The sequence below is a fragment of the Porphyromonas sp. C0041D3 genome (assembly GCF_056590575.1).
In genome coordinates this window covers 12,242-36,401 of the sequence record NZ_JBWPWJ010000008.1, presented here as the reverse complement: position 1 = coordinate 36,401, position 24,160 = coordinate 12,242, and the positions used below count along the sequence as shown (strand labels likewise).

20 protein-coding genes are annotated in these 24,160 nt (G+C 56.5%); 7 read left to right on the top strand and 13 right to left on the bottom strand.

Annotation, left to right across the window (positions count from 1 at the left end):
• Positions 1 to 156: 156 nt before the first annotated feature.
• The 6 genes from AC1EKE_RS06865 to AC1EKE_RS06840 all read right to left on the bottom strand — a co-directional run bounded on the left by AC1EKE_RS06865 (position 157) and on the right by AC1EKE_RS06840 (position 9,217).
• The gene (locus AC1EKE_RS06865; protein WP_480308803.1) at positions 157 to 1,242 is read right to left on the bottom strand and encodes a hypothetical protein; all 1,086 of its coding nucleotides are present in this window, start codon (positions 1,240 to 1,242) and stop codon (positions 157 to 159) included.
• An 11-nt stretch (positions 1,243 to 1,253) separates the two neighbouring features.
• Positions 1,254 to 2,402 carry a glycoside hydrolase family 18 gene (locus AC1EKE_RS06860; RefSeq protein ID WP_297128357.1) on the bottom strand — a complete coding sequence of 383 codons (1,149 nt, stop codon included), beginning with the start codon at positions 2,400 to 2,402 and terminating at the stop codon, positions 1,254 to 1,256.
• A gap of 22 nt (positions 2,403 to 2,424) precedes the next feature.
• Positions 2,425 to 3,693, bottom strand: coding sequence for a LamG-like jellyroll fold domain-containing protein (locus AC1EKE_RS06855; protein WP_480308802.1), 1,269 nt, complete (start codon positions 3,691 to 3,693; stop codon positions 2,425 to 2,427).
• Positions 3,694 to 3,720: 27 nt separating this feature from the next.
• Complete coding sequence (locus AC1EKE_RS06850; protein WP_480308801.1) at positions 3,721 to 5,328, bottom strand: SusD/RagB family nutrient-binding outer membrane lipoprotein; 1,608 nt, start codon at positions 5,326 to 5,328, stop codon at positions 3,721 to 3,723.
• A 35-nt stretch (positions 5,329 to 5,363) separates the two neighbouring features.
• Positions 5,364 to 8,405, bottom strand: coding sequence for a SusC/RagA family TonB-linked outer membrane protein (locus tag AC1EKE_RS06845; protein WP_480308800.1), 3,042 nt, complete (start codon positions 8,403 to 8,405; stop codon positions 5,364 to 5,366).
• Positions 8,406 to 8,857: 452 nt separating this feature from the next.
• On the bottom strand, positions 8,858 to 9,217 hold the full coding sequence (locus AC1EKE_RS06840) for an Ig-like domain-containing protein (RefSeq protein ID WP_480308799.1): 360 nt from the start codon (positions 9,215 to 9,217) through the stop codon (positions 8,858 to 8,860).
• A 303-nt stretch (positions 9,218 to 9,520) separates the two neighbouring features.
• Between AC1EKE_RS06840 and AC1EKE_RS06835 the strand changes: the two genes are divergently transcribed.
• Both AC1EKE_RS06835 and AC1EKE_RS06830 read left to right on the top strand, forming a co-directional pair.
• Complete coding sequence (locus AC1EKE_RS06835) at positions 9,521 to 10,084, top strand: RNA polymerase sigma factor (protein WP_480308798.1); 564 nt, start codon at positions 9,521 to 9,523, stop codon at positions 10,082 to 10,084.
• The gene (locus AC1EKE_RS06830; RefSeq protein ID WP_480308797.1) at positions 10,057 to 11,271 is read left to right on the top strand and encodes a hypothetical protein; all 1,215 of its coding nucleotides are present in this window, start codon (positions 10,057 to 10,059) and stop codon (positions 11,269 to 11,271) included. The genes AC1EKE_RS06835 and AC1EKE_RS06830 overlap by 28 nt, the downstream gene beginning before the upstream one ends.
• A gap of 462 nt (positions 11,272 to 11,733) precedes the next feature.
• Here the strand turns inward: AC1EKE_RS06830 and nadA are convergent, their stop codons facing one another.
• The 6 genes from nadA to AC1EKE_RS06800 all read right to left on the bottom strand — a co-directional run bounded on the left by nadA (position 11,734) and on the right by AC1EKE_RS06800 (position 18,936).
• A complete protein-coding gene (gene nadA, locus AC1EKE_RS06825; RefSeq protein WP_480308796.1) occupies positions 11,734 to 12,666 on the bottom strand; it encodes a quinolinate synthase NadA in 933 nt (310 codons plus the stop codon).
• Positions 12,666 to 13,550, bottom strand: a complete 885-nt coding sequence (gene nadC, locus AC1EKE_RS06820) for a carboxylating nicotinate-nucleotide diphosphorylase (protein ID WP_480308795.1) — start codon at positions 13,548 to 13,550, stop codon at positions 12,666 to 12,668. The genes nadA and nadC overlap by 1 nt, the downstream gene beginning before the upstream one ends.
• 40 nt (positions 13,551 to 13,590) lie before the next feature.
• Positions 13,591 to 15,183: an L-aspartate oxidase gene (gene nadB / locus AC1EKE_RS06815; protein WP_480308794.1), complete on the bottom strand. Its 1,593-nt coding sequence runs from the start codon at positions 15,181 to 15,183 to the stop codon at positions 13,591 to 13,593.
• A 608-nt stretch (positions 15,184 to 15,791) separates the two neighbouring features.
• Positions 15,792 to 16,970 (bottom strand): cytochrome d ubiquinol oxidase subunit II, encoded by a 1,179-nt coding sequence (locus tag AC1EKE_RS06810; protein WP_480308793.1) that lies wholly within the window; start codon positions 16,968 to 16,970, stop codon positions 15,792 to 15,794.
• A 36-nt stretch (positions 16,971 to 17,006) separates the two neighbouring features.
• Entirely contained in the window at positions 17,007 to 18,599 is a 1,593-nt protein-coding gene (locus AC1EKE_RS06805; protein ID WP_480308792.1) for a cytochrome ubiquinol oxidase subunit I, read from the bottom strand.
• 55 nt (positions 18,600 to 18,654) lie between these two features.
• Positions 18,655 to 18,936, bottom strand: coding sequence for a DUF4492 domain-containing protein (locus tag AC1EKE_RS06800; protein ID WP_480308791.1), 282 nt, complete (start codon positions 18,934 to 18,936; stop codon positions 18,655 to 18,657).
• A 361-nt stretch (positions 18,937 to 19,297) separates the two neighbouring features.
• Between AC1EKE_RS06800 and AC1EKE_RS06795 the strand changes: the two genes are divergently transcribed.
• The 5 genes from AC1EKE_RS06795 to AC1EKE_RS06775 all read left to right on the top strand — a co-directional run bounded on the left by AC1EKE_RS06795 (position 19,298) and on the right by AC1EKE_RS06775 (position 21,355).
• Positions 19,298 to 19,564 carry a hypothetical protein gene (locus AC1EKE_RS06795; protein ID WP_480308790.1) on the top strand — a complete coding sequence of 89 codons (267 nt, stop codon included), beginning with the start codon at positions 19,298 to 19,300 and terminating at the stop codon, positions 19,562 to 19,564.
• A 10-nt stretch (positions 19,565 to 19,574) separates the two neighbouring features.
• The gene (locus AC1EKE_RS06790) at positions 19,575 to 19,808 is read left to right on the top strand and encodes a zeta toxin family protein (protein WP_480308826.1); all 234 of its coding nucleotides are present in this window, start codon (positions 19,575 to 19,577) and stop codon (positions 19,806 to 19,808) included.
• A 463-nt stretch (positions 19,809 to 20,271) separates the two neighbouring features.
• Positions 20,272 to 20,538 carry a hypothetical protein gene (locus tag AC1EKE_RS06785; RefSeq protein ID WP_480308789.1) on the top strand — a complete coding sequence of 89 codons (267 nt, stop codon included), beginning with the start codon at positions 20,272 to 20,274 and terminating at the stop codon, positions 20,536 to 20,538.
• A complete protein-coding gene (locus AC1EKE_RS06780; RefSeq protein ID WP_480308788.1) occupies positions 20,525 to 20,944 on the top strand; it encodes a zeta toxin family protein in 420 nt (139 codons plus the stop codon). The genes AC1EKE_RS06785 and AC1EKE_RS06780 overlap by 14 nt, the downstream gene beginning before the upstream one ends.
• A gap of 114 nt (positions 20,945 to 21,058) precedes the next feature.
• Positions 21,059 to 21,355 carry a hypothetical protein gene (locus AC1EKE_RS06775; RefSeq protein ID WP_480308787.1) on the top strand — a complete coding sequence of 99 codons (297 nt, stop codon included), beginning with the start codon at positions 21,059 to 21,061 and terminating at the stop codon, positions 21,353 to 21,355.
• A gap of 1,305 nt (positions 21,356 to 22,660) precedes the next feature.
• Here the strand turns inward: AC1EKE_RS06775 and AC1EKE_RS06770 are convergent.
• Positions 22,661 to 24,154, bottom strand: a complete 1,494-nt coding sequence (locus tag AC1EKE_RS06770; protein ID WP_480308786.1) for an ATP-dependent DNA helicase — start codon at positions 24,152 to 24,154, stop codon at positions 22,661 to 22,663.
• Positions 24,155 to 24,160 lie beyond the last annotated feature (6 nt).

Here is a 24,160-nt window from a genome sequence, read left to right as displayed (position 1 = left end):
GTTGTCTGCCTTTTTGTCCTTTCCCGCTCCCCATCTGCTGTATGAGTAATTGTTAAAGTGCGACCAATAATAAAAGGAGGTCCCGACAGATTGCTGCCGGGACCTCCTTTCTCATAGGGTCTTAAGCAGGAGACCCTTGGGGCTCAGTCTCTGAGGTTACTCCGAGACAGGCTCATAGAGCTCCACCTCACCGATGAATGCTCCCTCGCGGAACATGATTCCGAAGCGATCGATACGGATATCTGTGACCGGTACGGGTTTGTCGAGGCGGATCACATACTCGTTCCTGCCCCGATCGATGCCCTCCATCGTGCCCATATCGTAGAAGTTGCGGCCACCATTGTCGGAGATCCACACGCCACAGCGGGTAAATCCGGTCGAGTAGAGTCTCGATCCATACTGATAGATCGGGCTGTAGATGTAGACATAGCCGACCATGCGAGGCTCATCCCCGAGAGAGAGGGTGAGTGCATTGCTGCTTGCGCTACCCGAGATCCATGTGCGACTGGTATCGTTACTCTTGTCGCCGTCGAGCACGTAGTCGGTGTGGTCGTCATAGTAGTTGGCGGAGGCGGAGAGGTCGAGGGAGGGGATCCTCGCAGCTCCGGCCGGGATCTCGTCGATCATCGTGACATTAGGCCTCAGGTAGTCAAGGCTATTGACAGCGACCTTGACGATGATCTGATTGAGTCCCTCAGCGGTGTGGAAGTCCTCGCCTGAGGGCACCAGCTCCAGGACCGTAGCGTAGCTGCCGTCCTTAAGGTCTGCCTCAATGCTCTCAGGCAGGCTGATATGCAGAGTGGCGGACTTATCTCCCTTGGCGATGGTCACCGTCTTGTCAAAGGTCAGGATCTCCTCGGGGAGCTCCAGGAAGCCCTCTCTGCTCAGCCCGAGGCTCATAAACTTATCCTTGCTGACACGCACAGACATACTTACGTCGCTGAGCGTCTCGCCCTTGATCACCTCCACGATCGCCTCCTGAGCACTCTCGCCCTTGGGGGCAAAGTGCCCGTCCTTACCATTGATGAGGAAGGTAAGGGGCTCTTGACCACTCTTGGGGGCAACGAAATTACCTCCCTCGAAGATATAGGGTGCCGGCTTGTCCACCGAGGTAGCTTTCTCGCTGGGCGTAAATTCGTAATTGGACTCCACGATCTCCACGTCGGGCTTACTGCAGGCTGCCATGCCGAGCAGGGTAAGTGCCGAGAGGAGCGGAGTAAATAGTCTATTTATTGATCTCATAACTATCTGTATCACTTGAGGTTCTTCTCAGGTATCATCGGGGGATTCATGAGGCTGATGGCACCGCGGATGTTTCCGTAGTTGGGTCCATAGATGTGATCCTCATTGATGTGAAAGGCTCCCACGCCACCTAAGCCATTCGCTATAGCTACGCGGGCGTAGTTATTGATAAAGCTATTGGCATTCGGCTCATTGGTCTGGAATGTCTCTGTGATCAGTAGTTGCTTGCGCGTGATGCCCTTGCCAGCAAAGCGATCGACAGAGGAGGCCCATCGAGAGCCGGTATTATTGTAGCTCTGGGCGATGAAGTAGTCGAAGTACTGTACCGCATCGGGGTCGAGCCAGTGCAGAGCGCCATTGACATTAAGCATAAGCTTCTTGCCCATAGCCTTCTCCTTCTCGTCAAATTTCTCTCTCAGCTGACGGAAGAAGTAATTCTCCCGCTCCTTGTTGCCGGACTGGCTGCAAGAGATGATCGCCACGACGTCATCGCTGCTCCAGGTACCGCAGGACTGTCTCTTGCCATCGGGAGAGATATAGGCGGGCTCGTAGTCGAGGTCAAATCCATCGTAGTCGTACTTCTGGATCGAGTCAGCGAGCGCCTGAGCATAAGCCTCGATGGACTTGCGCCAGTCTACCTCGCCACTCTGATCTCTCCACTGCATCCAGCCGCCCTCCGGGGCATTGATGCCCTGACCGACATCGCCGACGATCCAGCCGATGGTCATGCCGATGCCACGCTCATGTGCGCGCTTGAGCTGCTCCTTGTGTGCCTGTGAGAGGTTGAAGGAGGGACCCCAATTGGAGACAAAGTCTACACTGTCGGGGAGGAGGTCGAGGTTAAAGACCGGATCAGGGCTCTCGGGATTCCAGTTGGCAAACCAGCCAAAGGTGATCATATGATCACTCTTCTTGTATGCTCTGAGGTCCTCGAGGTACTTCTGGCGATTGAGCTTATTGCTCTCGGCGATCCGGGCAGAGTCAGCCTTATTCTCGTCGAGGAGCTTTTTCTCAGCTTCCTTCTTGGGCTTCTCGCGCTTATCGATCAGCTCCTGCTGAGCCTCATCGTCCACGTCGAGGGGGACAATATTGGTGCAGGCGACCGATGCGAGCGTAAGGGCTGCAGCGAGGATGCCTGTAGCGGATATATGTAGTCTCATAATACTTTTATTCTGTGTGGGGTTACTCCTCAGAGAGGATCACGAGGTCGTCGTTGGGGAAGATCACGTTGTCCACGATCTCAAAGGAGGTATTGTCCTTGGTGATCACGTGAGCGTTACCGGTGAGCTCTTGGATCTCGTTGGTGTCGGGATTCATGGTCTCACGATTGAGGGGGACATAGAAGATCAGATTGGGGTCCTTGGGGTCCTCAGGGAGATAGAGCTTCTCCTGCATCTCCGCCGGAGAGAGCACCTTATTCCACATCTTGACCTCTCGTACGTAGTCGTCGCCCCATGGACAGCCTCCAAATCGCCATCCGGCCTCCTTGGTGCCCTTTGCCCAGGAGTAGTCATCGGAGATCCACGTCTTCTGCAGCTCACCATTGACATAAGCCGAGACGACACCGCGATTGGTCCCTGTGCGGTGGAAGGTGTAGGTGATCTGCATCCACTTCTTAGCCTGGAGAGGCTTATTGGTCCAGGTGTCGCCACCATCACGGCCCATCTTGAGCTGCAGTCCGCCCTCCTCAGAGATGCGGGTGTACCACTCCGATCCGGAGAATCCAAAGAGATTGGCGACGGTCTGATTGGGGCTGGCGACGTAGCAGTCGTTGCGACCAAGTCTGGAGAAGTGTACCTGCATCTGGAAGGTCCAGTCGGTCACATCCTGCTGCACAGGCTCATTCATCTGCACTACCAGCTCATCAGAGTGGATCCAGTGCATGACTGAGGTCTTGAATTGCCGATTAAGCGTGATGATCGTCGACTTGGGCTGAGAGAGAAGGGTTACTCCGGCATCACACTTGGTGATCTCTGCACCGATGGCCCACTTACCACTGAAGGGGTACTTGTCGTCATCCAGAGCCCTGACGCCACAGCTGACGCTGGTCTGGACGCTCCCCTTGGGGATCGTCACCGTGATCTCGCCCGCGTGCTCCTTACCATCGCTATCGATGAAGAGGACGTCCTCCTTAGTCAGACCTCTAAACTTGAGGCCATTACGCTCAGCATACTTATTGACCAGCTCAGCATCAGCAGCTATGGTGACAGCTACATCCTCCTCTGCCGGGGCAGCGAGCTGAGGGGTGAGGTCTACGAATCCACCCTGCCCCTCCTTGATGAGCGTGGAGACGACACCGGTCGGGGTGGCATTCTTCATATAGACCGCATTGGGTGTCTTGCCGTTGCCGTAGAGAGAGTCCCCCTCGCCATCAGCGAGTGAGCAAGAGGAGATGAGTCCACCCGCCAAGACCACGCCACAGAGCAGGCTTGATAATACTATTTTTTTCATGATACGGTTTCTTGTATTGATCGGTGCTTATCGCTTATCCTTGGTGTCCCACCAGACATTGATGTTGGCACCATTGGAGCCACCCTTGTACTTATTGATGGCCTCCTGGACATTAGCTTTATTCTGATTAAGCTCATCGAGAGGGTAGGGCCAGCAGCGTACGCCATCCTTATGCCCGTCAGAGGTGATGACATCGAAGTTGGAGATATTCGTATTCGCCGGCAGGAGCCTCGGGTACCCGGTGCGTCTCCACTCGGTCCAGGCCTCCTGTCCATTGGGGAAGAGTGCCAGGTACTTCTGAGTGATGATGCGCTCCAGATTGACCTCCTCACCAGCTGCAGAGTCCCACCTCGGGGAGATCTCTGATGGAGCACCGGCAGAGTATTCCGAGCGGATGTGGTCACTGAATACAGCAGGCTGAGCGGTGGAGCGGAGATAGCTATCCGCTCCCTCGACACCTTGCTCGGCAAAGGAGAGCTTGACTCCCTCCTCGTACAGCTCCTTGGCACTACCTCCTACGGCAAATCCTGCGAGTGCACCCTCAGCGCGGAGGAACGCCACCTCAGAGGCCCTCATCCATACGGTGGGACCGAATTGCTTGGTCAGTGGCTTGGAGGCCACCTTATAGGCGTCTCCTGTATTCGGCAGCGCCGGCGGGACGGCCACGTAGTCTCCGTAGGAGCTGGGCTTGAAGTACTTGTCCAGGCGAGGATCTCTGTAGCCTGTGAGGTAGCAGTAGATGGATGCTCCCATACGTGTATCGTCGTACGACTCAGCGATCACGTGGAGAGAGTTGAGCGTCTGCACGCCGCTATTCTGGTCGATCTGTGCCTGGTCGTCGACGCTGGTGATCACACCGGCCGGGTGAGCGCAGGCCTGTTCCACATATTTCTTAGCCAGCTCCGGATCCACAAATCGGGTACGCATCGCTACTCGGAGCATAAGGGAGTTGCCGAGACGAGCCCACTTGGCAGCATCGCCATTGTAGACGTAGTCCTTCACTACCAACTTACGACCTGAGGCGCGATAGAGGACGTCCACCGCCTCGGTGAGCTCCTTGAGGAAAGACTTGTACACAGCCTCCTGAGAGTCGTAGGGCACTGTGAAGGAGCCATTACCCGCTTCGGAGTAGGGGATGGCACCAAACATGTCGGTAGCCTTCTGCATCCCCATGATCTTGCAGATCTGAGCGATGGAGAAGATCTCCTCATTCTTAGTCTCACCACGCATGGTGATGTCGCGCGTCTGCATCCAGGGATTGAGGATCCGGGGGATGATGCAATTGAATCCCATATTATTCCACCCCACGTCGAAGTAGAATTGACCCAGATTCTTGCCATCCCACTTATCATTAGTCGGAGCCATATAGCCCACCCAGGAGTCTGCTGTCAGATTATTGAGTATCTGATAGTCATTGACCGCATTGGTCCCCTCCAGCGCTGTGAAGACGACATTGAATTGCAGGTCGGGTAGGTAGACGCTGTTGCGGATATTGTCCCTATTGAGGATCTCGTCCGTCGGCTGGAGTTGGTTGGTATTTATCTCTTGGAAGTCCCTCGTACAGGAGGCGGATCCCAGGGTCAGGAGTCCGGCTGTAAGTATCGGTAGGACTTTGCCGATGTTATTCTTATTCATGATTTTTCATCTCTGTATCGTTAGTGGATGACCTATCAGATGCCCAGCTTGATGCTTAGTCCAATGCTGCGCATGCTCGGGGGCATAAAGTTGTCGCCACCGGCAGAGTAAGTGCCCACACCGCCTGCAAGGTCGGTGTCAAATGGAGCAGCTCGATAGATCGTCAGGAGATTTTGCCCGATCAGGGAGAGGCTGGCACTCTGGAGATAGCTGCCGAGCCACTTCTTGGGGAGCGTGTAGCCCACGGAGAGCTCCTGGAGCTTGACCTGAGTGGCATCGTAGAGATAGTACGCCATCAGGTGGTTGTTACCGATGGTTGTATAGTACTTCTCTGCATCGTAGGTGGTACCATCTACGACCACTCCACCGGCATCGCGTGCGTCTGCAGTCACCTTGGATACGCCGAAGCCGTCCATATAGGACTGGGTATTGGAGGTGACGTTGCCGCCCACCTTGGCATTGATGAGGAAGCTCAGGGAGAGCCCCTTGTAGGCAAAGCGGTTGTTCCACCCGAGGATGAAGTCAGGCGTCACACGTCCTACCTTGAGCAGCTGGGTACGATCGATGCGGTAGCCGTTGCCCTCCTCGATCAGCTTGCCGTCAGCGTCCTTAGCGAGGATCCCGCGGACGAAGATGTCATCCATGGAGTCACCGACACGCATATACTTGGGGTTCTCCAGCACATCGATGTCGAAGGTCGTCCCATCGATAGGATTGGTGTAGCCCTTCACCAGCTGCATCACGCGATTGACATTGCGAGTGTAGGAGAGCGTGGACCTGAAGTCAAAGTCTCCCCAGGTGTGACCCCCCGTGAGAGAGAGCTCCACACCACGATTGCGGATGTCCCCCGCCTGTACGTAGAAGCCTGAGTAGGCCGATCCTCCGGAGAGCTTCTGGAGGAAGGTCTGATTGTACGTATGCGACTCGTAGAAGGTCGCATCGATGGATAGGTCACCCCGGAAGAATCGGGAGTTGATCCCCAGCTCATACGAGCGGGTGCGCTCGGGGCGGAAGTCGGGGAAGGGGTAGATGGTGATCGGATTGACCTTACCGGGCTGCATCTCGTACGTGATGCTCCCCGGGGTAATACCGGTCATGGAGATGGGTGAGCCCACCTCGGTGAAGGAGGTACGTACCTTGAGGAAGCTCCACCAGTCAGGCATCTCGACCATCTCCGAGATGACTCCGGAGAGACCGACACTGGGGTAAAAGATAGCAGGAGTCTTGCCATTGGCCACCAGCTGAGAGGCCCAGTCGGCGCGTCCGGTCAGGGAGAGGTAGACCATATTGCGCCACCCGAGCTCGCCTGAGGCAAAGAGTGCAATATTGCGTGTACGGTTGTAGGACTGCCCGCCTCCTCCGGTCTTGTCGGGATCGACATTAGAGGTGGAGAAAAAGTTGGGGATAAGCTTAAGCGGTCCGCCCACAGAGACTCCGGTGGCGTAGTGGTCATCGAAGGAGCTACCGATATTGGCAGAGAGCGACCAGTCTGTCCCAAAGGTCTTATTGATATTGAGGATCACATCGGCATAGGTCTGCTTGAAGCGACTCTCAGTCTCTGTGAAGCTTCCCATCGGATTGTCAGCGATGTCACCGGCGAGTAGTGAGAGCGTGGTGGCATGGAGCTTTGTCCAGATGGAGTTGTAGGTATTGTCTATACGGACACGACCGGCGAGGTTGATCCAGTCTGCAAAGTCATACTGTACCCGAGCATTGAAGATATAGCGATGCTTCTTAGAGTAAAACATCTCCTTATTGGCGACCCAGTAGGGATTCTCAAAGTCCTCTCCCTGAGTGCCGTAAGGCCAGTATTGCTCGTAGATATTGCGGTCGGGATTGTAGCGCTCCCAGATCTTTACGTTCTCAAAGTCTTCTCCTCTCGGGAAGAGATAGAGCGAGCGGAGGGGATTGAAGTAGCGTCCGCCGGACATCATGTTCTGATCCCCCTGCAGGATGTAGTCAGCCCCAAGGTCAATGTGGAGCTTATTGTCCAGGAAGTCTGCGGTGTTACGTCCACTGAAGTTGTAGCGGTAGTACTCATTATTAGGGATGATACCCTTGGAGTGAGTGCTTGCCACGGAGGCGATGGTGCGGCTCTGCTTGGTCCCGCCGGTCAGTGTCAGGGAGTTGATGGTATTGAAGCCATTCTGGAAGAAGTCCCTGGGGTCAAAGGTGGAGGGCTGAGCCAGCTTGTCTCCCCAGCTGTAGTAGCTACCGGGTCTATTGCCGTAGGTATTCTGGAAGTCAGGCATGATCCCGGCCCGGAGGAGTTCCGTATTGGATGAGAAATTGACCTTCAGGGAGCCCTCCTTGCCCTGCTTGGTATTGATCAGGATGACACCATTGGCTGCAGCGGCTCCGTAGAGTGCTGCTGCAGAGGGACCGGTGAGGACGGTGATCGACTCGATGTTCTCCGAGTTGAAGTCCGAGATCCCCTCACCGCTACCGGGGCGGCCATACTCGCTGCCATCACCGGCGAGAGACTGGTTGCCTATGGGCATACCATCGACGACGTAGAGGACGTTGTTATTCCCCGCGATAGACTTGGATCCACGCATCGTCACCTTGGTCGCACCACCGATACCTGCAGAGGAGCGGGTGATGCTTACACCTGCCACTTTACCGGATAGGGAGTTGACGAAGTTGGCGTCCTTGACCGTATTGAGCTGATCGCTCTCGACCTGCTGGACGTTGTACGACAGCGCCTTCTCAGAGCGCTTGATACCAAGTGCGGTGACTACCACGCCATCGAGGAGCTCGGCATTCTCCTGCAGCGTGATGGTGAGGGTGGTCCTGCCATTGAGTGGTATCTCCTGGGTCTTCATACCTACGTAGGAGATGCGGAGGGTCCCATTCTCATGGACGCCCTTGATCGTGAATTTGCCGTCAAGGTCGGTCATTGCTCCCAGTCCACTCTGGCCAATGACGGCCACAGTGGCACCTATGATAGGCTCCCCGGAGGTCTCGACGACCGTTCCGGTCACCGTGACAGTCTTCTGGGCGAGAGCAGCCGTAGAGCATAAGCACAGGCAGGCTACGAGGAGCCAGGCCAGTCTTGCTTTTAGGGTCTGTTTCATGCTGATTACTTGAGTGATGAATATTTGTAGCGACACTTAGTCCCGGTTATTGCACCCTCCGATCTGTAAGCTTGTCGTAACAGTCGTCACAAGGACTGTGACTCGCGTCGCGGATAGCTCACAGAATAGGTCTCAAGGGTACCATGGTGGCTGACTTCGTGGTCCTAATTGTTAAGTGTAAGTTTCGTATCTTATCCTTACCAACGGAGCAAAAATACGAAAAACTTTTATAATAGCGGCGCTCTTTGAGGAAAAAAGTGTGTCAAATGACCCTCTGTGTCACTGCGGTATGGAGGAAGCGCAAGAGTGTTTATCGCCGTGTGGCTCCTACGATAGCTCTCTCTTGGGTGGAAAGCTCTTCTGATGGTCCCCTCTTTACTACCAAGCAAAAAATGCTGCGCCGGGAGGGCACAGCATTTTTTCACAGAAGGGATGGTGAATAAATGTATGGGTTACTTCTTGGCTTCCTTGACGGTGATGGAGCAGGAGGCAGAGGCCTTGCCGCGAGAGGCTGTGGCGGTCACCTTGGCGGTGCCGGCCTTGATGCCCTTGACGGTGCCACTCTTGTCCACGGTGGCTACCTTCGGATCGCTGCTCTGCCAGAGGATGGTGACGCCCTTGACGTTTTTCCCCTTGATGGTTGCCCTAAGGGTCTCGCTCTTGCCTACCTCGATGGTCTTGGCGGTGGCGTCGAGGGTGACGGTGATCTTGTCGGGATTGACCGGCTTATCCTTGTCCTTGCAGCCGGTGGCGCCGACAGCGGTGAGGAGGGTGATGGTGGCGAGTGCGCCGACCTTGAGTAGTGACTTCATGATGTCTTGATACTTTTTATTGGGTGTAAAAAAACTAATCTCCCGGGGCAGAGAGGCAGTGGCCTCGTCCCCCCTTCACCTACCTAACAACGACCCCCACGAAATACTGCATCGCTGTCGATGAAATCTAATACCGATATTAGACTTCACTAATATCGGTATTGGTCATCACTAATATCGGTATTAGGAAAGTCTCTGACGTCAGGGGATGGCGGATCGGGATATTATAGGAACTTTGCACCCTCCCTCGATGCAGTATATCGGGTGGAGGGTTGTTGGGAGAGTAGATGGATCCTGTGACGCATGAGCGATAGAGAGATAGCAGATCTGCTGCGGTCAGACGAGGAGGCGGCTTTTCGTCTCCTCTATCGGCGCTATGCCGGTCAGCTGCTGGCGGTGGCCTATCGCTACACCGGCGACCGCGACAAGGCTGAGGATGTCCTCCAGGAGGCGATGATCAAGGTGTGTCGTCACGCCGAGACCTTCTCCTACAGGGGGGACGGCTCGCTCTACGGCTGGGTGAAGCGTATTGTTGTCCACACGGCGCTCAATTCGCTCAAGAGCTTCCATGAGGCGCATATGTGCCCGATGGATGACCTGACGGAGGTGGCGGCGGAGGAGGACAGCGAGGCGGAGGTGTCTCTCCTTGAGCAGGTCAGCCCGGAGCTGCTGCTGCAGATGATCGGGGAGCTGCCCGAGGGGTATAGGCAGGTATTCAGCCTCTACGCCATCGAGGGACACTCGCACAGGGAGATAGGCGAGATGCTGGGGATCGGGGAGCGTAGCTCTGCATCGCAGTATTGCCGCGCCAAGAAGAGACTAAAGGATAAGCTGGAGCAATGGATAAAGGAGAGAGAAAGAGAGTGAGCGCCGCCCCGGGAGCCTGGGAGGCTGCTCTGAGAGAGAGGCTGAAGGGGGTCGAGCTCCCTGCAGCCGAGGTGGCACCGGTGGTGCCGGCACTTGTCCCGAGGAAGAGGCGGCAGCGTGGCATCTTGATTGCAGCGAGTATGGTCGCAGCGGTGGCGGGACTGCTGATTGCTCTGCTCGTCACACCTCATACGGAGGAGGGCCTGGTGCCTCTGCCGGGTGATCCGGTCTTCCGTGAGGTGCCCTCCTCGCCTGTGGCGCAGAGGGGGACGGAGGAGAGCGGGGAGACGAACTCGCCATCCGTTCTTCATAGTCACCCTGCCCGCAAGAGGCTGCAGCCCATCGAGCCGCTCCGCCCCACGGAGGTTCGTCTCGCGACGAATGCTCTCCCGGAGATAGGTCTCCCCGCCATCTATCGACCGGCGAAGGGGGGCAAAGTAGGGGGGCAAAGTAGCGAAGGTACCCTCCCAGAGACAAGCCACTCTGCCATCTATCGACCGGCGAAGGGGGGCAAAGTAGGGGGGCAAAGTAGCAGGGGTACCCTTCCGGTCGTACCGAGACCTTCGCCCGCCGCCCGGCTCCTCGCCTCGGCACTGATCCCCGGGCGCAGCGGGATAAGCGGTGGGAGCCCCATGGCACTGCTCACCTCCACCTCACGCTCTGAGCACGAGGATGCCGCAGTCCGGCTTACGCGCCGACCGGTCATGGAGGTGGAGGCGCACCTGATGCATCCGATCGTGGGTGAGAGGGTCTATGCCGATCTCGGGGTCTCCTACTCCTGGCAGAGACTTGAGCTGGCGGAGCAGGGTGTCCGGGGCTACTACAGGCAGGATATGCATGCCATAGGCGTAAGCCCCGGCGTGACTGCCCGGCTACTCCGGATAGGTGCCTCAGAGCTCTCGGGCTATGGTGCCGTGGGACTCTCTCTGCCGCTCCGGAGTGAGACGGAGAGTGACCTCCTCCTCGTGGAGGGTGAGCGAGAGAGGCGGATGATGGTGGACCTGCGTGCCGGGCTGAGGCTCTCCGCATCGGTCGGCCGTGGGCTGAGGGTGTACGGCTCAGCGGGTGTGTCGTACGATCTCGTCCCGCCGAGCGTTGCGCTACCGGGTGCCGAGCTGCCCCGGCTCACGCCACGCCTCTCCCTCGGTATCTCGATGGATCTTCCCTCCCTCGCAGGAGGAGCGTAAGCCCCCTCTCTCAATCGGAGGATGGGGCCATCGGTACTGGGAAAATTTCTCCTTATCCCCTCAGGCTCAATTGCTCATCCAGGGGTGACGCATTTGAGTTTTACAGCTAAAAAGAAAGCACCTCTGACGGGGTGCCATTCCGCCTGCCGATCCCGAAGGGGCGCAGCCCCGGAGGGATCATCGCTTTTTAGCCCGGTGGTCGAGGCACGAAGTGCCGAAGACCCCGGGTAAGAAGACGTTCTTTAAGATGCACGACCCCGCTAGGGTGTCGCACTTACCAGTCAGGCAATCAGTGCGACACCCTAGCGGGGTCGCTGGGATAGAGCCCCATCGTAACCCGGAGTCTTCGGGGCTGCGCCCCTCGACATCCGGGCTAAAAAACGGGCACCCCTGTCGGGGTGCTTCGTACCCCACTCTTCACGATGAGTTGGATGACTTATGTAAAGATCAAATGCGTCACCCCTACTTGCTCATCTCGAGCATACGGCGGATCGGGACGATCGCCCGCTCACGGACATCATCGGGCACCTTCACCTCATACTGGTCGTGGAGGAGACTCTCGTACACGTCCTGGAGGCTGATGAGCTTCATCGTGCGGCAGTGCTTCTCGGGGATCATACTGACGAAGGTGTGCTGCGGATAGCGCCGCTCCAGCTCCGTCATGATGCCGATCTCTGTCCCTATGCAGAAGGTATGCGGCTCGGCAAAGGCGGCGGGACGCTTGAGGATCGCCGCCGTGGAGCCGAAGAGGATCCGCGGATTGTCCTGATAGTCTCTCTCTCGGGCGACGGGGGACTCGGGGTGGATCAGCAGCTCGGCATCGGTGTACTCCGTGAGGAAACGCTCTACGGCGATGCGATTGACCACCTCGTGGACCACGCAGCAGCCGTCCCAGATGTCCATCTCGCGCCCGGTCTTGGAGCGGATGTAGTTGCCTAAGTTGCGGTCGGGGCAGAAGAGCATCGGGCAGTCCTTAGGGAGCTTGCGGATGATGTCGAGGGCATTGGAGGAGGTGACGCAGTAGTCGGTCTCAGCCTTGACGTCGGCGGTGGTATTGACGTAGCTGACGACGATGCCGTCAGGGTGCTGCTCCTTCCACGCCCTCAGGTCAGAGCCCTTGATCGCTGAGGCGAGGGTGCAGCCGGCGTAGCGGACGGGGAGGAGCACCCGCTTCTCCGGCGAGATGATCGAGGCGGTCTCGGCCATAAACTTTACGCCGCAGAAGACGATTACCTCCGCATCGGTCCGCCCCGCCTCCTGAGAGAGCTGGAGGGAGTCTCCGAGCAGGTCCGCGGCGCGCTGCACCTCTGCCGTCTGGTAGAAGTGCGATAGGATCACCGCATTTCTCTCCTCCTTAAGTCGCTTGATCTCGCTGTAGAGCTGTTCCTGAGTCATCATTTCCGGTCTGAGGTTCCCTTTTCCTTGTGTCCAAAGTTCATACTGATGTCGAGCGCCCTCACGGAGTGGGTCAGGGCGCCGACGCTGATGTAGTCGACGCCACACTCGGCGATGGCGCGGATGGTCTCTGCGGAGACGTTGCCGGAGGCCTCGGTCCTGGCCCGACCATCGATGAGGCGTACCGCCTCGGTCATCATCTCGGTGGACATATTGTCCAGCATGATGATGTCGGCGCCGACACGTGCGGCCTCCTCCACCTGCTCGAGGGTCTCCGTCTCCACCTCGATCTTGATGGAGAGCGGGAGGGAGCGACGCGCTGACTCTACGGCGGCGGTGATGCTGCCGGCGAGCTTGATGTGATTGTCCTTCAGGAGGCACATGTCGCTGAGGCCGAGGCGGTGGTTGTACCCTCCGCCGTGGCGTACCGCCATCTTATCCGTCAGTCGGTGCCCCGGCAGCGTCTTGCGCGTGTCGAGGACGTGCGCCCGGGTGCCCTCGCAGAGCTTGACGAGCTGTGCTGTCGCCGTGGCGATGCCGCTCATGCGCTGGAGGAAATTGAGCATCGTCCGCTCCGCACCGAGGAGGGTGTGGTAGGTGCAGCGGATCCGGATCAGGTCCTGCCCCTTGGTGATGTGGTCTCCATCGGCGACGAGCGGCTCATAGTCCACCTCCTCGTCGATGTCGGCTACCGCCTCTATCAGTCGGCGGGCCACCTCGATGCCGGAGATGATGCCGTCCGCCTTGGCAGTGATGAAGGCGGTCTGGAGCTCCTCCCTCGGGATGATCGAGAGGGTGGCGAGGTCGTGCGAGACCCCATCCTCGTCGAGGGCGAGGTCAATGAGACGATCTAAGTTCTCCTCCTCTATGTCGTATGTATGCATGATTGTGCTAAAGTATGGTGATGAAAAAAATGACTCGCTCTTACTCCTCTGCGACCGGCTCTTGACGAATGGTATCGTCCCGGTCGATGAGCGTGTGGAAGACGCTGCCCTGTGGCTTTGTCGCAGTGAAGTCCTCCCTATAGTGGCAGCCGCGCGACTCCTCTCGGGAGAGGGCGGAGCGGGCGATCAGTGTGGAGAGGTGTAGCCTCCGGAGGGTCATCAGGGCGTAGACGTTGTCCCGGCTCAGCGGTCGCACGCGCTCCTCCTCGATGCCCAGCTGCACGATCAGTCGCCGTAGCTCGTCCCCGCGACGGATGATGCCACAGTAGGCAGTCATCAGTCGGGCGCACTTCTCCTCGATCGGCTTTCCCTCCCTCCGGTACCACTCCTCCGACTGCTCCCGACCGAGGCTCGGCACGCTCTCCTCCGGCAGGTTGGTGAGGTCGACGGGGTCTCCCTCGGCCCTCTCCGCCACGCGCTTGCCGTAGACGAGGCACTCGATGAGGGAGTTGGAGGCGAGGCGATTGGCGCCCATGACACCGGTGCTCGCCGCCTCCCCGACGGCGTACAGCCCGGGTAGGGAGGTGTGTCCCTCCAGGTCTGTCGCTATACCACCGACGGTATAGTGGGCGGCAGGCGCCACGGGAATCTCACGGGTGATGTCTATGCCGAGGGAGTCGAGGTAGGCGGTGATGGTGGGGAAGCGGTGGCGGATGCGCTCCGGGTCCAGGTGGCTCAGTGAGAGGCGCACGTGCGAGGCACCGCTCTTCTTCATCTCTCGGAAGATCTCCCTCGCCACCACGTCCCTCGGGGCGAGGTCGGCCAGGGGGTGACGCCCTTTCATAAAGGGCTCGTCGTGATCATTGAGCAGGATCGCGCCCTCCCCGCGGACCGCCTCGCTGATGAGGAAGGCGTGGTCCGTCTCCGTGTATAGTCCCGTGGGGTGAAACTGGATAAACTCCATATCCCGCAGCTCCGCACCGCCCTCATGAGCGAGTGCGCAGCCGTCCCCGAGGGCGGTGGGAGGATTGGTCGTGGGGCTGAAGAGCGCCCCGCAGCCCCCCGTGGCGAGGATCACGCTGCCGGCGAGGAAGGGCTCGATGCGGTGTGCCTCCTTGTCGTACACGAGGATGCCACGGCAGCGTCCCTCACGGACGATCAGCTCCAGCGCCTCGTGGTGCTCAAAGAGGGTGATCGCCTCCTGCGCCCTCACCTGACGGATCATGAAGTCAGAGATCCGATGCCCGGTGTCGTCTCCCCCGGCGTGGAGGATCCGATGGTGGTGATGTCCACCCTCCAGCCCGAGAGCGGTCTGACCATCGGGGGTCTTGTCAAAGGTCATCCCCATGCCGACCACCTCACTTATCCGTGCCGGTGCCTCCTCCGTGAGGACGCGGACGGCATCGGGGTCGTTGAGGTAGACACCGGCAACGATGGTGTCGTCATAGTGCTCATCGGTGGTATCGCCCGGCGCACTGACAGCGGCTATGCCGCCCTGAGCGTGGTACGAATTGCTGTCCTCGACCGCTCCCTGAGCGATCAAGGCTACGGAGCCGCGTCGGGAGAGATGGTAGGCAGAGTATAGGCCTGCAAGGCCGCCGCCGACGACGACAAAGTCAAAAAGCCGCTTCATTATATTACGGTACTGGTTATACTCTCTACAAATGTAGCCTTTTTGTCACTCAATCCCTAAGCCGTGCGCGCATCGCATCGATTAGTGACGCCTTTGAGCATTACAACTAAGAAGAAAGCACCCTTGATGGGGTGTCATCTCGCCTGCCGATCCCGCAGGGGGGCAGCCCCGGAGGGATCATCGCTTTTTAGCCCGGATGTCGAGGGGTGCAGCCCCGAAGACTCCGGGTTACCAACGGATCCCCTTAATCCCCACGACCCCGATAGGGTGTCGCACTCAGGAGATTAGGCTGCCGGTGCGACCCCCTGGCGGGGTCGTGATCGATTGTAATGGCTGATCCACGCCACGGGTCATCGGGGCTACGCCCTTCGACCCGAGGCTATGAAACGAGCACCCCTGTCGGGGTGCCACGCAACCGAGCGCACTGTCATATCGGACGAGTCGGACAGCGCAACAGTCACCCGGTATTCGCCTATAAGGTCCGCCCCGCCTAACGATCCCGCAGGGGTGCGTCGTCCCCCCAACTCTTCACTGAGAGGTATATAGAGAGAGGGTGCAGCCTGGCGATCAGGCTGCACCCTCTCTCTCTTTATCGGGAGGTCGCGGGATCAGTATTTCTCGTCCTTCGCCATCTCCGACTCATTGATCTTATGGAAGTCCATCTTGCGCCACACGTAGATGATGTAGCCGAGGACAAAGGGGATCAGGAAGGAGACGTACATCATCGTATTGAGGGTGTACTGCGAGGAGGAGGAGTTGCGGATCGTCAGCGAGCTCTGCAGGTCTCCGAAGGAGGGGTAGTAGGAGGTATTATTCCACCCGGCGAGGAGGAAGAGCACCGTCACCGTCACCACGACACCCACACCGTGGTACCAGATGCCCTTGGTGGAGTCTTTCTTGAAGACCGTCACGCCGATGCCGTAGAGCACCAGGACGACGCCGATAAGGAGGGCGACGAGGAGGGCGGGCTGCTGGATCAGGTTGTGCCAGTACTTATACGGCTCCATATAGACCTCCGACGTCTGCGGATCGACGGCAAAGCCCTTGCCGAGGAGGGCGTAGATGAGGAAGGCGAGGAAGGTGACGAGGAAGCAGATCGCATTGGCGGGGACACGCTTCCGGGCGACACGGCTCACCTCAGGGTCGGTGATGTTATTGATGAAGTAGAGGAGTGCGGTGACGCGGGTGAGGAAGAAGACGGCGAGACCGAAGACAAGGTTCATCGGATTGAGCACCGCCTCAAGGCCGCGCAGCTGCACGGGGCCGACGCCGGGGACGTCGTAGGGGAGCCAGGTGGAGACGTTTTGGCTGCCACCATCGAGATTGGTGAGCGCCTCAGGATTGACGCTGAAATTGGCTCCGGTGAAGAAAGTGGCCACCGCCGTACCGATCAGGATCGGGGCGAGGATGCCATTGAGGAGCAGAGCGACCTGGTAGGTCTTTGAACCCCACACATTTCCCTGCTTGTGCTGATACTCGTAGGAGACCGCCTGCATCACGAAGAGGAGCAGGATCAGCATCCATACCCAGTACGCACCGGGGAAGGAGGTGGAGTAGAAGAGGGGGAAGGAGGCGAAGAAGGCGCCACCAAAGGTGACGAGGGTGGTGAAGGTGAGGTCCCACTTGCGGCCGGTCGAGTTGATCAGCATACGGCGGTACTTCGGGTCCTTACCGAGGCTGAAGATGAGTGACTGTCCGCCCTGGACAAACATCAGGAAGACCAGCAGCCCGGCGAGGAGCGAGATGATAAACCACCAATAGTTCTGTAAGAAATCGTATGATGCCATAGTAAGTAGTGTCTCTTATCTATCTGTGGTGATACATTAGCGCTCAGGGGCTGCGGGCAGCTCCTCATCGGTCCGGGGGCCCTTCTTGACCGCATGGACCATGATGCAGATGTCAGCGATCAGCATGGCGGTGAAGAAGCAGACAAAGATCCAGAAGGTCACCTGCACGCTGCCGGCATTGAGATCCGAGATGGCGGCTCCCACAGGAAGCACCTCCTGGATCGCCCACGGCTGACGACCTACCTCAGCGACTACCCAGCCGCACTGAGAGCAGATGTAGACGAGCGGGATGCTGATGAGCATCACCCAGGAGAACCATCCCTGGCGCCTCATGTCGTACTCCGCCGGCTTGGTGATCGTCCGCTTGGAGAAGATGTATCCGAGGATCGTGACGAGGAGGAAGAAGACGGAGAGGTAGACCATGATGCGGAAGGTGTAGTAGAGCATACTGACATTGGGCACCAGGTCGGCCTTATTCTCGATGAAGCCGTAGCCAAAGTTGGCGAAGTTGTCGTCCAGCACCTGACGGTAGCCGGCAGCAGCAGCCTCGTCGCCCGCTTTCTTCGCCGCCTTGTAGTCAGCGAGAGCCTGGATCGCCACCTTACCGGAGGCGATGCGGTCATCGACGGACATGGCGATGGTGCCGTCACGCTTCGTGTAGCCTCCCTCGATGATGTCGCGCATACCGGGGACATAGGCATTGAAGTCATTGAAGGCGAGGAAGCTCAGCACATTGGGCAGCTCGAGATTGAAGTTCCAGGCGTCCTCTTCCGGAGCCAGCACGGGGTGGGCATCCTTATTGGGCATACCGATGATGGAGAGTGGCGCACCCTGCTGACCGCGCTGGAGGTTCTCCATGGCGGCGAGCTTCATCGGCTGGTACTCAGCCACCTGATTGGCGGAGAGGTGACCGGTGGCGATGGTGAGCACAGAAGCGACGATGCCGAGGGTGGAGGCGAGCTTGATGCTCTCGAGCGCAAAGCGATTGCGCTTATCCTTCAGCAGATAGTAGCCACAGATACCCATGGCGACGATCGCCCCGAGGAGCCAGCTGGAGATGACGGAGTGGAAAAACTTTGCCACAGCCATGGGGTTGAGCGCCACGGCAGCGAAGTCAATCATCTCATTGCGGACGGTGTCGGGATTGAAGTGCATGCCGGCAGGATTCTGCATCCAGCCATTGGCGACGAGGATCCACCATGCGGAGATGGTGGCACCGAGGATCGTCATCCAGGTGGCGAAGTGGTGGAAGCGGTCGGAGACCTTGCCCCAGCCGAAGAACATCACCACGAAGAAGGTCGCCTCCAGGAAGAAGGCTAAGATGCCCTCGATCGCCAGCGGCGCACCGAAGATATCACCGACGAAGTGGGAGTAATTGGACCAATTGGTGCCGAACTCAAACTCGAGGATCAGACCGGTGGCGACACCGATGGCAAAGTTGATCCCAAAGATCTTTTGCCAAAACTTGGCCGTCTCGCGCCAGAAGTCCTCCTTCGTGCGGAGATACTTCGACTCAGCGATCGCCATCACCAAGCCCATACCCAGCGTCAGCGGGACAAAAAGCCAGTGGTACATCGCCGTCATGGCAAACATGATCCGAGACCAGTCAACAAGTGAACTGAGTAACATAAGATAATGTAGATGAGGTTTTGTGAATTTTTTATATAACAGCTGCTCGGGTGGTCTACGGGATAGATCGCTCGACAAATTGCTCAACGATATAGTCCTGCTGCTCCTCCTCTGTGTCGCCCTTGGAGGCAAGGAAGTCGGGGAAGAAGAAGGCACGCAGGATCGCAAACATGATGAAGAGCTTGATCAGGATCAGCCAGATCAGCGGCTTGCCCCAGGTCATGCCCCGGAAGCCGTCGCGGACGATCACCCACCAGCGGTGGAGGATATTTCCCCGCACGAGGGTCGCTTCGCTCGGCGATGCAGGCTGTATGGTGGTAGGCTTCTTGTCGGTCATGATGGTACTCTGCTCTGTCGTTTCACTCCTTTGCGTCTGTAATATTAGCCACTCTTGCCAATAAATACAAATATTAGCCACCAAAAGAGCCCTATTTCGCCCCCTTTTTATCGTAAAAACTGCAATTTGCACAAAAAGCACCACCCCCGGATGACAAACGGGGTTACCCGAGAGTGTCATCGGTGGACCGGAAACCGGAGTCAACGATCTCATCCCCCCGGCGGGATGGATCCCGACGGGTCGGACAAGTCGGACGATCTGCCCCCGATCCCAAATCCTTGCCTTAATGGAATAAGGTCTGCGAGACACAAAAATGCGTACATTTGCTTAGACTATAACACTTTGATTCAAGGCAATTATTATGACAGACAGACAGCTAGAGCAGATCAGAACGTTTACTAAGAAAGAAGTGATGTCTAGTGCTATCAATGAGCTCCGAGGTTACATAATAAGGAACCTCTCATCCGTCACGGACGATGATAGGAGGCAGGAGCTTATGAAACAACAAAGACTTCTCGCATTTGAAGCAAATGCCGTCTTGGGCGATGATGAGATTGCACAAAGCGTACAAGACAAGGTACTTCGGCTATATAGCCCTATTTTGAAAAGATACAAAGAACAGGAATGAGGTAGTCCGAATTTTCGAGGAGAAAAAGGACTTATACATTGATAGTCACACCTCCCGAAATCAACCTATCGCATACATATTAGGAGGACAACCATCTGCGGGCAAGAGTAGCCTCAACAAAATTATCGAAGAGGAGTGCCAAGAGGCAATAGACATTGTCATCAATGGCGACAATTATAGACTATGTCATCCGCAATACATTGAACTGAGAAAGGATCCTCTCACATTCTCTTCTGAGACTTGAATTTTTTCTAACGTATTCACAGAAGGACTGATTGCAGAAGCGATCAAACGTTGATTGTCCGTTTCCATAGAAGGGACAATGAGGCGCTCGGAGGTGATCGCAAACACTGCAAAAAAGTTCAAATCCTCAGGTTACAAGGTTGAACTATTATGCATCTCAGTATAAGCGTACACATCATCCCTCGACCCCTTGCGGGTCGCCGGCATTGGAGATGTGTGCTCGGCGACCCGCAAGGGGTCGAGGGGATTAAGGCGGGGGCTCCGTACATCGGTCACCGCTTCGCGGATGACCGATGCCTATGGAGCGAGCACCCCTGTCGGGGTGCATCGTTCACCACTCTTCACAATGAGTGGATAGGCTTCTGTACCGCTCAAATGCGTCACCCCTGATGGAATAAGGTCTGCGAGACACAAAAATGCGTACATTTACGTAGACTATAATATTTAGACTAAAAGCAATTATTATGACAGACAGACAATTAGAGCAGGTCAGGACGTTTACCGACAAAGAGATAATGTCTAATGCTATAGCAACGCTTCGAGGACTCACACTCAATGAACTCCTAAAGACAACAGACGATAAGGAAAGAAAGGCTCTGGAGGAAAGGCAGTTGCTACTGGAATACGAAAAGATGGCAGTATTGGGAGACGATGAAATAGCCAAGAGCATTCAGGACAAAGTCACTCGCCTATACGCTCCGATGCTCAAAGCAAAGTATGGACAGAAATAGCGTATTAGCCCTTTTCGAGCAGCTTAAAGACCAACTTTTAAGTGCCAAGCCCGGGCACTCAACCCCAACAGCCTATATACTTGGTGGGCAGCCATCATCAGGGAAAAGCAGTCTGGCAAAAATAGCACAAACAGAAGAACCTAATCTATTACTCATAAATGGTGATGAGTATAGGGTGCATCACCCAAGGTACGATGAATTACTTTCAGACCCTATAGCTTTTTCTAGCGAGACGCAGATCTTCTCCAATGTGTTCACAGAGGGATTGATAGCCGAGGCAATCAGAAATAGGCTGTCTGTCTCGGTAGAAGGGACAATGAGGAGAAGTGATGTTGTTGCTAATACAGCAAAACAATTCAAGAAAGCCGGCTACAAGGTAGAGCTTATATGCATCTCCGCCCCTTAACTTACGGCTATCAATCTCTTCTCAAGATTTGCAGGTGAGGTGCAGTCTATAGGTAATGGCAGGTTGGCGGACTTTGAGAGTCACCGCCAAGCTTGCATAGGCATACCCAAGACTTTGGACGATGCGTATGAGGACAAGGACATCGACAGGATACGCCTATATTCTATTTTTGGCATCGACCTAATCGCTGACTATAAAAGAGTAAATGGGGAATGGTCAATCAACGAGAAGCCAGGCGAGATTATAGAGACATCCCGAAACGCTCAATTGCAGAACCCAAGGATTGTATTTCCTATTTTAGATAGAGGTCTGGCAGCTTTAGGGATCATCCAAGAAGAGAGCATAAGGAAGGAGCTGTTAAAACAGATCCAAGCGCTTTTGAAGACCATACCATCCCTTGACCGAGGGTGATTTGGTCTCTCCCATCAGGGTGGACAATCTGCTCGATGAGATCGACCGTCTCACATATAGCGTAGAGCTATTCAAAACGTCCGGCATAGATACCCGTGGAGGGAATGCAAGGAGTACAACAGAAGCCCTCTGTATAAGCGTGAAAGGGCTTCAACGGGTGAACTAACCATCTCCATATTTTAATGGAGCATAGTCTGCGAGCCTGACGCCATCTCAAGCGAGGATATACTCGCAAAGTAGGGGTCTTAATCCTTGTTTTAATGGAATATTGTCTGCGAGGGTCAAATCCGTGAAGATCTGTATGTGAGCCCTTTATGACCAAAAAACGCAGAACCCTAAATTTTTGAGGGAAAACATGTACCTCTGAGTGCAAATACACAAAGGATTTTTGAATTGATTGTACAACGTGCTATCTCTACCCAGGGTGACGCACTTGAGCATTAGGGTAGTCATATACCAAGGTGGACTCATCCGAGAGGCACCCGAAGGGTGCTCGCTCCATAGGCATCGGTCATCCGCGAAGCGGTGACCGATGTGCCAAGACCCGCCCCTCCCCCTCGACCCCTTGCGGGTCGCCGAGCAGATATTCCCTTTCCAGACAGACCCCGCCAGGGTGTCACACTCCCCGGAGAGGCTTGATAGTGCGACACCCTGGCGGGGTCGAGGTCGTTCCACGGGTCGCCGGGGCTGCGTCCCTCGACCTGTGCCTATGAAGCGGGCACCCGTAAAGGGGTGCCCACTCCGGTCTAATAGTCCCCCGAGAGTGCTCCCCCGCAGGAAGCTATCGCTGAGGGCTTTTGCCCTTGGCGGATAGGGGCGAAATCTAATACCGATATTAGAGATCACTAATATCGGTATTAGAGAATTCTTTTACCGGTATTAGGTGATGCCTTGGTCTGCGGGGATAAGTCGGACAAGTCGGACAACCTGCCTCGGATCTCAAATCCTTGTTTTAATGGAATATGGTCTGCGAGATATTCGCAAGTAGCTCAATTGGTTAGAACAGGAATCGTCTTAATCCTTGTTTTAATGGAATATGGTCTGCGAGAGAGTACAACCTTGAGCTGATAGCAACCACCACGGGTGTCTTAATCCTTGTTTTAATGGAATATGGTCTGCGAGGGTCAAATCTGTGAAGATCTGTATGTGAGCCCTTTACGACCAAAAAACCGCAGAACCCTAAAATTTTGAGGGAAAACATGTACCTCTGAGTGCAAATATACAAAGGTTTTTTGAATTGATTGTACAACGTGCCATCTCCACCTTACAATTTTGCGCTTTTAGGGCTTTTTTCTCCATCTCCCCTTACTTGATGAAGAAGTCGTCGGTAAGGAAGAGCCGCTCGCCGGCGCGTGTTATGGCGGTGTAGACCCACTGGTAGCTGGCGGGGGTGGCCTCGAGGGTGATGTTGCGCGGCATATCCACATAGACGTGGGGCCACTCACCGCCCTGCGACTTGTGGCAGGTGATCGCATACCCGTAGACCGCACGGAGGGCATTGAGGTAGGGGTCGGTGAACATCTGCTCCTTGTACTCATCTGATCCCTGAAGTATGCCTCTCTTTCGCATCCTCTTATGGAAGTCGATGAAGAGGTCCTTCTGTGCCTGCTTGCCGAGGTTGCTGAGCCCGGAGTAGAGGATATCCTCGATCAGGAATAGCCTGAAGACCTGCCCGGAGGTGAGCTCCGAGACCTCGATGGTGAGGAAGGTGAGGCAGGCTCGCTGCTCGCGCCGACCGATGCCGGTGACCCTGACGAGGTCTCCATTCCTCAGCCCGCTGGGTAGGTTATTCTGCGTCACCAGCAGCAGCTCATCCACCATCAGACGCGGGTCGGTAAATCCCAGGGCGGGTCTGACGAGACCGGAGACCTGACTGCACCGCTTATTGGCCCTGCAGATCATAGTCGCCCCGGCGTAGTCTCTGTCCCGGATCTCGGCGATGTACCTATTCACGAGCTCGATCTGGTTGCCGACCAGCTCGATGTCCTTGTGGTGCCTGAGGGGGAGCGAGCCCCACTTGACGGCGGGAGGGCTCTCGTAGAGTCGCCGGACCTTCTCCGCCGCCACGATGATGTCATTGTCCTTGGCCTGGCGGACTATCTCTGTCAGCTCGACACTCTCCGCCTCTATACCAAAGGTCTCCCGGAAGTACTTCGTAGAGAGGGCGGGGGAGTCTACCTGACCGATGGGAGGCAGCTGGCCCTTGTCACCGACGAAGATAAACTTCCCGAGGGGGTTGCAGTTGAGCAGATCCTGTAGTAGTCGTCCACTGCCGAAGGTGGCCTGAGTGGGATCTCTCGGAGGGACATCGGAGACCATAGAGGCCTCATCGATGATGTAGAGTAGGGGGCAATGCATATCCTCTCCCGCACGTAGCCCAAATTGCAGGAGCAGGTCGCCTGTATGATCCACCTCTCCGCCACCTCTCTCGATCTCCTCCAGCATCTTGTCAATGTCCTTGTCAAAGCCGGAGAAGCTGTAGATGAAGTGGTGGATCGTGGTGGCAAACCTCGTGTTGAGCGTCTGGCTGTCAGTGGGTTGGTCCTCTATGTGACGGCTGGCGCCCACCTTGTCGCTGAGTACCTTGGCTGCCCTGCCGGTGGAGGCGAGGAGGACGAATGGGAGGCTCTCCTCCTCCATAAGCCGGTCTACCACCATCCGTACCAGCGTGGTCTTGCCGGTGCCGGCGTAGCCGGAGAGGATCAGCACCCTGGCTGAGTCGTCGGTGACGAAGTTGCGGATCTGCCGGAGTGCCTTGCTCTGGTCCTCTGTCAGGACGAAGTCTTCCTCTATACTCATCTCACT